This window comes from Bacillus sp. ISL-4, from assembly GCF_018613275.1.
In the GTDB taxonomy this organism is placed as follows: Bacteria; Bacillota; Bacilli; order Bacillales; family DSM-1321; genus Peribacillus; species Peribacillus simplex_E.
This window is the reverse complement of the sequence record NZ_JAGGQN010000013.1, coordinates 57,557-70,833: the sequence shown is the minus strand read 5'-3', so window position 1 is coordinate 70,833 and position 13,277 is coordinate 57,557. Positions and strand designations below refer to the sequence as shown.

The 13,277-nt window shown below is 42.8% G+C and carries 12 protein-coding genes; all 12 read left to right on the top strand.

What is annotated here, in order from left to right; all coding sequences use genetic code 11:
- Positions 1-61: 61 nt before the first annotated feature.
- On the top strand, positions 62-1,096 hold the full coding sequence (hflK, locus tag J7J00_RS12040; RefSeq protein WP_214791048.1) for an FtsH protease activity modulator HflK: 1,035 nt from the start codon (positions 62-64) through the stop codon (positions 1,094-1,096).
- Complete coding sequence (gene hflC / locus J7J00_RS12035) at positions 1,093-2,025, top strand: protease modulator HflC (RefSeq protein ID WP_098369989.1); 933 nt, start codon at positions 1,093-1,095, stop codon at positions 2,023-2,025. Before hflK ends, hflC begins: the two co-directional genes overlap by 4 nt.
- Before the next feature lie 127 nt (positions 2,026-2,152).
- Positions 2,153-4,777, top strand: coding sequence for a DNA polymerase I (gene polA, locus J7J00_RS12030; RefSeq protein WP_214790911.1), 2,625 nt, complete (start codon positions 2,153-2,155; stop codon positions 4,775-4,777).
- Between the two features lie 19 nt (positions 4,778-4,796).
- Entirely contained in the window at positions 4,797-5,627 is an 831-nt protein-coding gene (mutM, locus tag J7J00_RS12025) for a DNA-formamidopyrimidine glycosylase (RefSeq protein WP_214790909.1), read from the top strand.
- A 79-nt stretch (positions 5,628-5,706) separates the two neighbouring features.
- The gene (gene ytaF / locus J7J00_RS12020; protein WP_214790907.1) at positions 5,707-6,339 is read left to right on the top strand and encodes a sporulation membrane protein YtaF; all 633 of its coding nucleotides are present in this window, start codon (positions 5,707-5,709) and stop codon (positions 6,337-6,339) included.
- 23 nt (positions 6,340-6,362) lie between these two features.
- Positions 6,363-6,962 (top strand): dephospho-CoA kinase, encoded by a 600-nt coding sequence (gene coaE, locus J7J00_RS12015; protein ID WP_098369993.1) that lies wholly within the window; start codon positions 6,363-6,365, stop codon positions 6,960-6,962.
- Positions 6,963-7,121: 159 nt separating this feature from the next.
- Complete coding sequence (locus tag J7J00_RS12010; protein WP_214790905.1) at positions 7,122-8,159, top strand: glyceraldehyde-3-phosphate dehydrogenase; 1,038 nt, start codon at positions 7,122-7,124, stop codon at positions 8,157-8,159.
- A gap of 356 nt (positions 8,160-8,515) precedes the next feature.
- A complete protein-coding gene (gene speD, locus J7J00_RS12005; protein ID WP_034311443.1) occupies positions 8,516-8,896 on the top strand; it encodes an adenosylmethionine decarboxylase in 381 nt (126 codons plus the stop codon).
- Positions 8,897-9,164: 268 nt separating this feature from the next.
- On the top strand, positions 9,165-9,626 hold the full coding sequence (nrdR, locus tag J7J00_RS12000) for a transcriptional regulator NrdR (protein WP_057911467.1): 462 nt from the start codon (positions 9,165-9,167) through the stop codon (positions 9,624-9,626).
- Positions 9,627-9,690: 64 nt separating this feature from the next.
- Entirely contained in the window at positions 9,691-11,103 is a 1,413-nt protein-coding gene (locus J7J00_RS11995; RefSeq protein ID WP_286201308.1) for a replication initiation and membrane attachment family protein, read from the top strand.
- Positions 11,090-12,028: a primosomal protein DnaI gene (gene dnaI / locus J7J00_RS11990; RefSeq protein WP_214790903.1), complete on the top strand. Its 939-nt coding sequence runs from the start codon at positions 11,090-11,092 to the stop codon at positions 12,026-12,028. The genes J7J00_RS11995 and dnaI overlap by 14 nt, the downstream gene beginning before the upstream one ends.
- A gap of 120 nt (positions 12,029-12,148) precedes the next feature.
- On the top strand, positions 12,149-13,009 hold the full coding sequence (gene ytxC, locus J7J00_RS11985) for a sporulation protein YtxC (protein WP_214790902.1): 861 nt from the start codon (positions 12,149-12,151) through the stop codon (positions 13,007-13,009).
- Positions 13,010-13,277: the final 268 nt, after the last annotated feature.

Below are 13,277 nucleotides of genomic sequence, written 5' to 3'. Positions count from 1 at the left end.
ATGAAACTTTAGGCCCTTCCTTGCGTAAATAAGATATAACTGCAAAGAAGGGGTGATACATATCGTTAGCTTAAAAAGGATATATACGATCACAGGACTTGTCTTTCTTATTTTAATTTTAGGTGTAGTTGCGATATCGACCTGGTACACGGTTGATGAATCCGATCAAGCTGTCATAATGACGTTTGGTAAAGTGGAGCAAACGATAACGGAACCAGGACTTCACTTTAAACTGCCTTGGCCCGTTCAATCGGTCGAGAAATTATCCAAAGAAACATTCAGTCTTAAATTTGGATATAAGGAAGAGGATGGAGAGGTGAAGGATTACCCGAGTGAGACCAAAATGATTACGGGTGATGAAAATATTGTGCTGGCCGACCTGGTGGTCCAGTGGAAAATCACCGACCCTCCAAAATATCTATACAATGCGGATGATCCAGAAAAAATATTATACGATACGACTTCAGCTGCATTACGGAGCATTATCGGCAGCACGAAAATCGATGATGCCCTTACATCTGGTAAAGCGCAAATCGAAGCGGATGTACGCGATTTATTGTCACAGCTAATGGAGAAATATGATGTCGGGATTTCCATATCTGCGGTTAAACTCCAGGACGTGGAGTTGCCGAATGAAGAAGTGCGAAAAGCATTTACCAATGTAACGGATGCCCGGGAAACGGCGAATACGAAAATCAATGAAGCGGATAAATATGAAAATAAGCGTATGAATGAAGCGGAAGGGGAAAAAGATGCCCTCATTTCACAGGCTAATGGGGATAAAGCTGCCCGTACGGAAGCTGCCCGCGGGGATGTAGCGGTTTTTGAAAAATTACTCAGTGAGTATAAGGGCAATAAGGGGATTACGAAGGACCGCCTTATTATTGAAACCCTTGAGGAAGTAATGCCGAATGCAGAGATGTATATTATGAATGATGATGGAAACACAATGAAGTACTTGCCGCTTCGCTCACTTGAAAAGGAGGAAACGAAAAAAACTCCTGCCTCTGATGAAGCCGCTATACCCGAAGAAGAAACGAAAATAGGGAATGCATCGGAAGAAAAAGCGACAGGGGAAGGGGGCACTAAACAATGAGCGGAAAAATAATAGATTTCTCTGAGTTGAAAAAAGGGGATTTTCATTGGAGGGGCTATGTGAGAATCGGCATTTTCCTGATTATTTTCATCGCGTTGCTGTTAATCATCCTCACCAATGTCTATATCGTCAAAGAGGGCGAATACAAAGTCGTCCGCCAATTTGGTGAGGTGGTAAGGATCGATAAGACCCCGGGATTGAAGGCGAAGGTGCCATTCATTCAGAGTGTCATGACCTTGCCGAAGTATCAGATGACTTCTGATGTTTCCGAAGCGGAAATCAATACGAAAGATAAAAAGCGGATGCTGATCGATAACTATGCAGTTTGGAGAATAGAAGATCCGAAGAAATTGATTACAAATGCAAGGACACTTGAGAATGCCGAAACGAAAATGGAAGAGTTCATCTATTCGGCAGTTCGTTCAGAGCTGGGCCAGCTGAATTATGATGAGATCATCAATGATGAGAAATCATCCAGGGGAAGTTTAAACGACCGCATTACCGAAAAAGTCAACGAACTGCTGCAAAAGGACAGTTACGGAATCAGCTTGACGGATGTCAGGATAAAGCGGACTGACTTACCCTCCGAAAACGAAGCATCCGTCTTCAAGAGGATGATTTCCGAGCGGGAATCGAAAGCGCAAGAATACCTATCCAAAGGTGATGCGAAGAAAAACCGTATCATTGCGGATACTGATCGGAAAGTGAAAGAATTGCTCTCTACTGCAGAGGCTGATGCAGAAGTGATCAGGGCTGAAGGAGAAGGGGAAGCAGCGAAAATCTATAATAAGTCGTTTTCCAAAGACCCCGAATTCTATAAACTATACAGGACTCTTGAATCCTACAAAAAAACGATTGGAGATCAAACGGTCATCGTTCTGCCTTCGGACTCCCCTTATGCCAGCTTGTTAATGGGAAATACTAAATAACCTTGATGCCGTCATTTTTCTTTCCGCTTCTACTCATGGTAGAATAGAGAAAGAAAATGAACGGCTTTTTGCGTTTTTATATAGAAGCTATAACTACATAAACCTGTATGACTGGAGGAAGACGGATTTGGATAAAAAGTTAGTACTCATAGATGGAAACAGCATTGCATACCGTGCGTTTTTTGCGCTTCCGCTCTTGAATAATGATAAGGGGGTCCATACGAATTCCGTGTACGGATTCACCATGATGCTCAACCGCATTCTTGAAGAAGAAAAGCCAACGCACATACTTGTTGCATTCGATGCGGGTAAAACGACATTCAGACATGCATCATTTAAAGAATATAAGGGTGGGCGCCAAAAAACGCCGCCAGAATTATCGGAGCAATTCCCTTTCATTCGCGAACTGCTTGATTGTTTTCAAATAAAAAGGTATGAACTGGAGAACTACGAAGCCGATGATATTATCGGTACCCTGTCTTTACAAGCGGAAAAAGATGGTTTTGAAGTGAAGGTCATTTCCGGTGATAAGGACTTAACACAATTATCCTCCCCTAGTACGACGGTTTCCATCACGAAAAAGGGGATTACTGAAATTGAGGAATACACTCCAAAGCATATACATGAAAAATACGGTCTATCCCCTTTGCAAATCATTGATTTAAAAGGGCTGATGGGAGATGCTTCCGACAATATTCCCGGTATTCCGGGTGTTGGTGAAAAGACCGCCCTGAAATTATTGCATCAATTTGAAACGGTTGAAAACCTTCTGCAGTCGATTGATGAGGTAAGCGGACAAAAATTGAAAGAGAAAATAGAAGAACATAGAGACCTGGCCCTATTAAGCAAAGAGTTGGCTACGATAACGAGGGAAGCGCCGCTTGAAGTTTCCGTAAACGAGACCGAGTACACTGGCATTGACCAGGATAGAGTCATCTCATTCTATAAGGAGCTTGGATTTTCGACTTTGCTCGATAAATTGGATGTAACGGAAAGTGCACCGCTTGAACAGGAGAAGATAGAGGTGCACACTGCCGAAATGACAGAAGCAATGTTTGCGGATGAATGTGCTTTATATGTTGAGATTTTAGAAGATAATTATCATCGTGCCGATATAATGGGGATCGCCATTAGTAATGAACAAGGTAATTTTTACTTCAATGGGGATGATGCTCTGAGTTCCGGGGCATTTAAATCCTGGGCAGAGGATGAAACAAAAAAGAAAACGGTATTCGATGCGAAGCGTACGGTTGTGGCACTGCGTCATCGAGGAGTTGAAATAAAGGGCATCGATTTTGATGTATTTTTGGCATCCTATATCCTGAATCCCGCAGAGTCAGTGGACGAAGTGGCAGAAATCACGAAAACACAAGGTGCGATCCGTCTTGAAACAGATGATGTTTTTTATGGAAAAGGTGCAAAACGCAAAATACCTGAGGAAGCGGAATTGAGGGAGCATATCGCCAGAAAATCGAAGGCGATCCTTTCTCTGAAAGAACCGATGATTGATAAGCTGCAAGAGTTCGAGCAATTTCACCTATTTACGGAACTGGAGCTGCCACTGTCGATCATCCTGGCCAATATGGAATGGCAGGGAATCAAGGTGGATATAGGCCGATTGAAAAACATGGGACAGGAATTAGCCATTCGCTTAAGAAACATCGAAGCCCGAATTTTTGATTTGGCAGGAGAGGCGTTCAATATCAATTCACCTAAACAGCTCGGGGCCATCCTGTTTGAAAAGTTGGAGCTTCCAGTCATGAAGAAAACCAAAACAGGTTATTCGACTTCAGCCGATGTGCTGGAAAAACTGGAGAGCAAGCATGATATCGTTAAGGAGATATTGCTGTATCGCCAGCTTGGTAAGTTGCAATCAACTTATATTGAAGGGTTGCTTAAAGTGGTCAATGGCAAAACGGACAAGGTGCACACCCGGTTCAACCAAGCATTGACCCAGACCGGCCGGTTAAGTTCTACAGATCCCAATCTGCAGAATATCCCGATCAGACTGGAAGAAGGCAGGAAAATCAGGCAGGCCTTCATTCCTTCCGAAAAGGATTGGATCATTTTTGCTGCCGACTACTCCCAGATCGAGTTACGCGTCCTGGCGCATATCGCCAATGACAGCGGATTGGTGGAAGCGTTCCAAGCCGGGATGGACATCCATACAAGGACAGCTATGGATGTATTCCATGTACCGGCAGAGCAAGTCACGTCGAACATGAGGCGCCATGCCAAAGCGGTCAACTTCGGAATCGTTTATGGTATAAGTGATTACGGGCTATCGCAAAGTCTTGGCATCACGAGAAAAGAAGCCGGAGAGTTCATCGAGAAGTATTTAAGAAGCTTTCCTGGTGTTCAGGAATATATGGAAGAAAGCATACATGAGGCCCGTCAAAAAGGATATAGCACGACTCTGATGCAAAGAAGGCGCTATATACCTGAGATAACAAGCAGGAATTTCAACATCAGGAGCTTTGCCGAACGGACAGCGATGAATACGCCGATTCAAGGCAGTGCCGCGGATATCATCAAGCTAGCCATGATAAACATGAATAAGCGCCTGAAACGGGAAGGTCTTAAAACGAGAATGCTTCTTCAGGTGCATGATGAATTGATTTTTGAAACTCCTCCTGAGGAACTCGAAATCCTTAAAGTGATCGTTCCGGAGGAAATGGAAAATGCCATTGAATTGAACGTGCCCCTTAAAGTGGATTATGCTTTCGGGCCAACATGGTTTGATGCCAAATAATAAAAGATAGGTGATTGCAATGCCAGAACTTCCAGAAGTGGAAACAGTCAGAAGAACGTTAGAGCAGCTCGTGCTCGGAAAAGAGATCAAGGAAGTGTCAGTCTTCTGGCCAAAGATCATAAAAGCGCCTGAACCTGTCGAACAGTTTCAGGATGCTTTAAGGGGACAGACAATTTCTGGAATAGGCCGTCGGGGCAAGTTCCTCATTTTCACCTTGGATGATTATTCGTTGGTTTCGCATTTAAGAATGGAGGGGAAATACGGCGTGCATCCAAAAGAAGAGCCGTATGATAAGCATACCCATGTGATTTTCACTTTCACGGATGGAAGTGAACTTAGGTACAGGGATGTCCGGAAATTCGGAACGATGCATCTGTTTGCCAAAGGGGAAGAATTTGAGCGGTTGCCACTGTTGCATTTAGGGCCTGAACCGTTGTCTGAAGATTTTACTGTCGAGGGGCTAAGTAGCAAGTTGGCAAGAACCAACAGGAAAATCAAGCCCGTTCTCCTTGATCAAACGGTTGTCGTCGGGATTGGGAATATATATGTAGACGAGTCGTTATTCCGTTCCGGTATCCATCCGGAGAGAATCGCTTCTTCACTCTCGGTGCAGGAAATCAAAACGTTGCATGCAGAAATCATTGCGACGTTAGGTGAAGCTGTGGAAAAAGGCGGGAGTACGATTCGTTCATACATTAATTCCCAAGGGCAAATCGGCATGTTTCAGTTGGAACTGAATGTTTATGGCCGAAAAGGCGAGAACTGCAAAACATGCGGCACGCCTCTTGAAAAACTGGTTGTTGCAGGACGCGGCACACATATTTGCCCGTCATGCCAGCCGCTAAAATAGGTAATGTTTTTTCAAACACATCGGATGGGCTCCATCCATATACTAGGGTAGCAACGAGTAGGGAAGGAGTATTATTCCGATGTGGCTACAAATTATTTTTCTCGCTTTTGCAGTTAGTATTGACGGATTTGGCGTAGGTTTGACATTCGGTATGCGGAAGATGAAAATCCCCTTAAGGTCAATAGCGGTCATCTCATTTTGTTCTGCATTGAGTTTAGGTATTGCGATGGTCATCGGACAATTCATCAGTCAGCTCATATCGATCGGGGCGGCAGAAAAAACGGGTGGCATCATCCTCATTTTCCTTGGTGCCTGGATGGTATACCAGTATTTTAAGCCTGAAAAAGATTTGAAAGATGATAGATATCATGAAAAGATCATCTTTAATTTTGAAATTAAATCACTTGGGGTCGTCATTAATATTTTACAAAAACCATTGAATGCCGATTTTGATAAATCAGGTACGATTACGGGTGTTGAAGCGCTTGTTCTGGGGTTTGCACTTTCGCTGGATGCGTTCGGAGCCGGAGTTGGAGCGGCTATGATCGGCATTTCACCGATTATCCTCGCAGGGTGCATCGCTGTTATGAGTTCAATTTTCATTTGGAGCGGAATTCAAAGCGGGAAATTGCTTTCAAATAATAAAGTTGTCCAGCATTTGTCCTTTCTTCCAGGTGTACTATTGATTATCATCGGTTTATTCAAGTTATGATACATGGTTAAAAGGGGGAGCTTATGGGACAAATCATTGGAATCACCGGAGGCATCGCCAGTGGGAAAAGCACCGTCAGCCTTTATTTACAGGAACTCGGATTCACGATTGTCGATGCAGATCTAGCTTCCCGTGCTGTCGTTGAGCCAGGTGAAGAAGCCTATCATCAAGTTGTGAAGGCATTTGGTGAAGATATCTTATTGCCGGATGGGAATATAGATCGCGTAAAGCTCGGGTCGATCATATTTAATGATCAGGAAAAGAGATTGCTATTGAATGGCATCGTGCATCCTGCCGTCAGGAATTGGATGCGCCTCAAAACGGAAGAGGCACTATCATCAGGGGAAGAAACGGTGTTCATGGATATTCCGCTCCTATTCGAAAGTAAGCTGACATTCATGGTGGAAAAGACGCTTTTGATCTATGTGGATGAGCAAGTTCAATTGCAGCGATTAATGAACAGGAATGGTCTTTCGGAGACGGAGGCACTTGCCAGGATCAATTCGCAAATGCCCTTGGCCGATAAAAAGGCTTTAGCGGATGCCGTCATCGACAATAATGGGGACATTAATGAAACGAAGAGGCAAGTGAAGTCCATACTTAGCGAATGGCATGTCATATAATCATGATAAAAAGAAGAAACCACCCGGTTTCTTCTTTTTGTGTTGAAAAAATAAGTACAATCCGCATTTTTATTAGCACAATTCCTTTGAATTATGTTATACTAATTACATGTGAAGGGTAATAAGTATAACATTAATATTTTCTGGAGGGTCCGAACAATGAATTCAAGAATAGCGATTAACGGGTTTGGGAGAATTGGAAGAATGGTTTTCCGAAAGGCCATATTAGATGAGAGTTTGGACATTGTTGCCATTAATGCAAGCTATCCAGCTGAAACTTTAGCACACTTACTAAAATATGATACGATACATGGTAAATTCGACGGTATCATTATAGCGGAAGATGATTCACTAGTAGTGAATGGCCGCCGAGTAAAACTAATAAATAACCGCGATCCAAAGCTATTGCCTTGGAAAGAGTTGAACATAGATATTGTAATTGAAGCTACGGGCAAATTCAATGATCGTTCTAAAGCGGCTCTTCATTTAGATGCAGGAGCAAAAAGAGTTATTTTATCAGCGCCGGGTAAAAATGAAGACGTTACCATTGTAATGGGTGTTAATGAGGAAGTGCTGGAAATCGACAAGCATTTCGTCATATCCAATGCATCTTGTACAACCAACTGTCTTGGACCGGTTGCAAAAGTGCTTGATGAAAAATTCGGCATAAACAACGGTTTAATGACAACGATCCATTCTTATACAAATGATCAAAATAATATCGATAACCCGCACAAAGACTTAAGACGTGCCCGTGCTGCTGCGGAAAGCATCATTCCTACGACTACAGGAGCTGCAAAAGCCATCTCACTAGTGTTGCCGCAATTAAAAGGCAAGCTTCATGGAATGGCATTACGCGTACCGACACCTAACGTATCTCTAGTCGATCTTGTGGTGGATTTAAACTGTGATGTCACGATTGATGAAGTGAACCAAGCCTTCATCGATGCTTCAGAAAATGAACTCAAAGGAATTATGGAATTCACGATGGAACCTTTAGTTTCCAGTGATTTCAAAACGAATCCTCACTCTGCAATCATCGATGGTTTGACGACGATGATGATTGGGGACAGGAAAGTGAAAGTCCTTGCCTGGTATGATAATGAGTGGGGTTACTCCAACCGGGTAGTGGACCTTGTGAAATTGGTTGGATCCGAATTGAAAAAAACTTCCCAAGTCGAATTATCAGTACAATAATGAAAAAATCGAGCCTGCTAAAATTTTTTAGCGGGCTATTTTTAATGCAGTGATCCATCAATTCCTTGCTGCTTTAAGGCGCTGAATAAACCCCGAAAACAGAATTTCCCCCACATTGGAACCTTCGCTATATCCCTATTACATATAAAGTTTATCTTTCCAGAATTTCAATTTGGAGTTGCAAAAAAAATTCAAAGCATATATACTATGAATCGTGAACTTCTTCCAAAGCGGTTTGCATGATGGCTACTTAAAGGGTTAGGACCTCTTTGGACTAACTTTCCCCCGTGGTAGTTATCAGAACTTATTTTTAAATCATGGTAAGGGGGAAGCTTAATATGGAAACAGCTTACACTATGGAAACAATGGGTAGACATGTCATTTCTGAACTTTGGGGTTGTGACTTTGAAAAACTGAACAATATCGATTTAATTGAAAAGATTTTTGTTGATGCTGCTTTGAAATCAGGTGCAGAGGTACGAGAAGTTGCCTTTCACAAATTTGCTCCACAAGGGGTCAGCGGGGTTGTCATCATTTCTGAATCACACTTAACGATTCACAGTTTTCCAGAACACGGCTATGCGAGCATCGATGTCTATACATGCGGTAACTTGGATCCGAATATTGCGGCAGATTATATTGCAGAAGCTTTGAATGCGCAAACACGTGAAAACATAGAATTACCACGTGGATTAGGTCCTGTACAAATGAAAAAAGCTAATATAAGTGCCCTATAAAAAACACGTATACACAGAGATGCCATGGGTGCATCTCTTTTTTAATGCAATGAATCGGCAGCCTGCTTCACTTTATAGCTAATGATTGCGTGTAGCACAAAGACCTTGACAAAGGTGCTCCAAGGGCAGAACAAAAGTGCCTGCTGCTGGAAGTTACACTTTTTACTTGTACTGGCCGTTCCTTTTAATATAAGATTAAGATAGAGAAGTAAATCCTTGGGGAACATTTAGATAGGGGAGTCCTACATAAAATACGGAGCTGATAATGATGAAATGCCCATCATGTCAATATAACGGAACAAGAGTGCTCGATTCCAGGCCAGTCGATGAAAGTAAATCGATTCGACGACGCCGTGAATGTGAGGCATGTGGTTTTCGATTCACGACATTTGAAAAGGTGGAGGAAACACCGCTTATTGTAGTGAAAAAGGGCGGGACACGGGAAGAGTTCAGTCGTGATAAAATCCTGCGTGGCTTAATCAGGGCTTGCGAAAAACGCCCGGTTCCCTTGAAGGAACTAGAGCAAATTACCAGTTATGTAGAAAAAGAACTGCGCAATCAGGGCATATCGGAAGTGAAAAGCGACAATGTCGGCGAAATGGTGATGGACAAGCTGGCGGAAGTCGATGAGGTTGCCTATGTAAGGTTCGCATCCGTCTATCGGCAATTTAAAGATATCAATGTCTTTATCGATGAATTGAAAGATTTAATAAATAAGGAAAGAAAGTAGAGCTGAAGATTCACTTTGGCTCTTTTTTCACTACATCTTTTGAAAGGTTTGAATGGAGATGTCAATGCATTGGCAAGAATTGCTCCCAGCGGATTCATATTTGGTCTCATCTGCGGGGCTGCTTCATGATTATGATCGGAAAATACTTACCCGACTATATCAACCTCTTATTGGACCTATCTGTATTAGCCTATATATGACGTTATGGAGTGAGCTGGAGGAAAACAGGCTATGGTCGGAAACCTCCTCACATTATCAATTAATGAATACCATCGGCCTTAAGTTAGGTGATATTTACGAAGCACGCCTTTTACTTGAAGGAATTGGTCTGTTGAATGTATATAAGAAATCGAAAAATGAAACGAAGGAATTCATCTATGAGTTAAACCCGCCGCTTTCCCCGCAGCAGTTTTTCACGGATGGAATGCTGAATATTTACTTGTACAAAAAAATCGGCAAAGCGCAATTCAACCGGTTAAAGAGATTCTTTTGTGATGATCATATCTTAACCGATCAATATGAAGGTGTGACTAAATCTTTTGCGGAAGTATTCTCATCAGATCATTTGGACTCTTTATATGTAACGGATGAAGCGAAGGACGAATGGAAACCGATGCCTGAACAGCAATTCATCGATCGGACGGAAGGCGTCGAGCCATCGGGATTTGATGACTTATTTGATTTTGACCTTTTATTTGCCGGGATGAAATCCTCAATCGTACCGAAAAAGGCCTTTACTCCGAAAATAAAAAGTACGATTGCCAAACTTGCTTTTTTATATGGCATTGATCCGCTGGAAATGCAAAAACTAGTAATGGATGCCGTTTCATTGGATGATGAAATCGATGAGGAAGTGCTCAGAAAGGCGGCAAGGGACTGGTACCAGATCGAACGGCAGGCAGATATGCCTTCCCTAGTCAATCGGGTGCAGCCGATTCGTGAACGGACACAAAAAGAAGAACCGAAAACACAGGAACAAGAGTTAATCCGTCATTTGGAGACGATTTCCCCAAGGGAGCGACTGATGCAATTGTCTGGAGGCGCAGAGCCATCAAGCGGTGATTTAAAAGTGGTTGAGGGCGTGATGATCAATCAAAAGCTGAATCCGGGTGTCGTCAATGTCTTGATTGAATACGTCATGCTCAAAACGGATATGAAGTTCACGAAGGGCTATGTGGAAAAGCTGGCAGGCCATTGGGCACGGCTGAAGGTCTCTACGGTCGTCGAGGCGATGGAACTAGCTAAAAATGAACATAGGAAATATCAGGACTGGGCTCAAGGAAGCAGGAATGCTGCGAAGGGCAGCCGGAAAAAGGCGATACGGGAAGAAGTGGTTCCGGAGTGGCTTGAGAAAAAAGAAGAAGCACAGCTGGAGCAGAATGCAGATCAGCCTGAATTGAATGCCCAGAAACGCGAGCTACAGGAGAAATGGAAGCAGTGGAAAGCAGGAGGTGAAATGAACGATGGAAAAGATTAATAGATCCCTTAATAAATTGGCCAATACAAACCAATTTCAACAACGTTATGAAAAGCTGAAACAGGAGATTTTTGAAGACGAACAAGTGCGGTTATTTTTGAATGCCAACAGTTCGACGGTCACGAAGGAAATGATTGATAAAAACTTGGGGAAGCTTTATGAGTTCACTACACAAAGCAATAAATGTGATAAATGTCCAAGCTTGAATGGCTGCATCAATATGATGCAAGGGTATTATCCCAAATTGGTGGTTCAAGGGAAGGCCCTGAACCTGAATTATGAAATCTGCCCGCGGAAATTGGCAGAGGATGAAAAGCGGAAACGGGAAAAATTGATCCGCAGCCTGTATGTACCGAAGGATATTTTAAAGGCGACCATTGAGGACTTTACCCAAACGGATAATGAAAACAAACGCTTGGGTGTTTTAAGCAAGGCGATGTCGTTCATTATGGAATATGAGCCAGGTAAAATGCAAAAAGGCTTATATATATATGGGAAATTCGGTGTTGGGAAAACGTACTTATTAGGTGCGATTGCCAATGAACTTGCACAAAGGCAAATTTCCTCCCTTATTGTCTATGTCCCTGACTACTTGCGGGAACTTAAGGGGTCGATAGGTGATAATACGGTCAATGAAAAAATTGAGATGGTGAAAACGGCACCTGTTCTCATGCTGGATGATATTGGAGCGGAGTCCATGACGAGCTGGGGACGCGATGAGGTTTTTGGTCCGATTTTGCAATTTAGGATGCTGGAAAACCTGCCGACGTTTTTCACTTCGAATTTTGACCTGAATGGCCTGGAGAACCACCTAACCTTTTCACAGCGTGGTGAGAAGGAAGAAGTGAAGGCGGCCAGGATAATGGAAAGAATTCAATATTTAGCGGAGCCGGTCAAGCTGGATGGCTTGAATCGGAGAAGATGAAGGAAAGTGGTCTCTTAATGGAGGTCACTTTTTTCTTTTACAAGGCCCATCCTACTTCTAAACACGTCCCCATCCCCATATACATGAACAAAGAGGCAAGGGGGAAGGGGGGATGTCGTAGTGCAAATTTCGTTTCAAAACGATTCAGAGGCAATGAAATTACTGAATTTTGTTTCTGTCCATCCACTGGGGGCAGAATTTCAAGCATACATTCGATTTCTTCCGCAACAAGGCATGCATGTGGATATGACGAAGTCTTCAGGTGATAAATGGCTAATTCTGCTTCGTGATGCATTTCATTCTTTTTTATTGGAAGAAAAGACGATTCCTGTTCTGGAGCAAATAATAGTCGGTAAATTTTTTTATAGGGAACGGGAAGAAATTGAAGCCATCATTGAAATTGCATCATCGATCATCGAGGTGGAAAGAGCCAGGAATCAAGATGGAGCATTCAGTACGGAGAAACGATTGATTGAGGAAGGACTTCAAAGCATATTGGCTGGAAAGGTATCTTTTTCATTCGATTCTTTTACGACCTTCCGTTTAAAATCATTTCAGCACACTTTGGAAAAGTATGTCGTTAAGGCGATTGATGAATACAAGCTGGAACAGGACTATCAAAATTTCATTGCCACTCTCCGTGATTGCCTTCATGGGCAGGAGTCGAAATTAAGAAAGCTGCACCTGGTCAACCGGGATGGTTTTCATTTCTATGATCAGAAATTCAGCAAACTCGACCGGCCAAAAATCAATAGTATGATCGACAGGAGACTTCTTGTCAAAAGTTCACTTTTTCTCGATACGGTGATACTTGCCCCGCTTTTATCGATTGCTCCCGAAAACTTGTGCATCTATACCGATGACAAGGAAGAAGGACTGATCCAGACCATTTCAAGGATTTTCGAAGAACGGGCGACCATCTTGCCACTTTCGTCATTTTCGATGCATTTGAATGATCTTTCGTGGAAAAAAGAAAATTAACCTTGATTTTCACCGTATAACAAATTATAATTTCCTACATACTATTAAAAAACTAAAAGTTATGATGAGGACAAGGGTATTCTAGTCGCCGATTATCAGAGAGGGGAGCCAACAGGCTGTAAGCTTCCTATTCGCATGGAACACTTACCACCTTTAAACTTCGGCTCGGAAAGCAGGCATTCTGCGAATATGAGCTGACGGGAAGCTGCCGTTACCAAGTTACAAGTGCCATTTTGCCGTGAAAAGCAAGCTGGAACGAGGGTGGAAC

Excerpts from the sequence above, each read along its gene's own strand:
- hflC (WP_098369989.1), top strand. The coding sequence starts at position 1,093 with ATGAGCGGAAAAATAATAGATTTCTCTGAGTTGAAAAAAGGGGATTTT.
- mutM (WP_214790909.1), top strand. The coding sequence starts at position 4,797 with ATGCCAGAACTTCCAGAAGTGGAAACAGTCAGAAGAACGTTAGAGCAG.
- ytaF (WP_214790907.1), top strand. The coding sequence starts at position 5,707 with ATGTGGCTACAAATTATTTTTCTCGCTTTTGCAGTTAGTATTGACGGA.
- coaE (WP_098369993.1), top strand. The coding sequence starts at position 6,363 with ATGGGACAAATCATTGGAATCACCGGAGGCATCGCCAGTGGGAAAAGC.
- J7J00_RS12010 (WP_214790905.1), top strand. The coding sequence starts at position 7,122 with ATGAATTCAAGAATAGCGATTAACGGGTTTGGGAGAATTGGAAGAATG.
- speD (WP_034311443.1), top strand. The coding sequence starts at position 8,516 with ATGGAAACAATGGGTAGACATGTCATTTCTGAACTTTGGGGTTGTGAC.
- nrdR (WP_057911467.1), top strand. The coding sequence starts at position 9,165 with ATGAAATGCCCATCATGTCAATATAACGGAACAAGAGTGCTCGATTCC.
- J7J00_RS11995 (WP_286201308.1), top strand. The coding sequence starts at position 9,691 with ATGCATTGGCAAGAATTGCTCCCAGCGGATTCATATTTGGTCTCATCT.
- dnaI (WP_214790903.1), top strand. The coding sequence starts at position 11,090 with ATGGAAAAGATTAATAGATCCCTTAATAAATTGGCCAATACAAACCAA.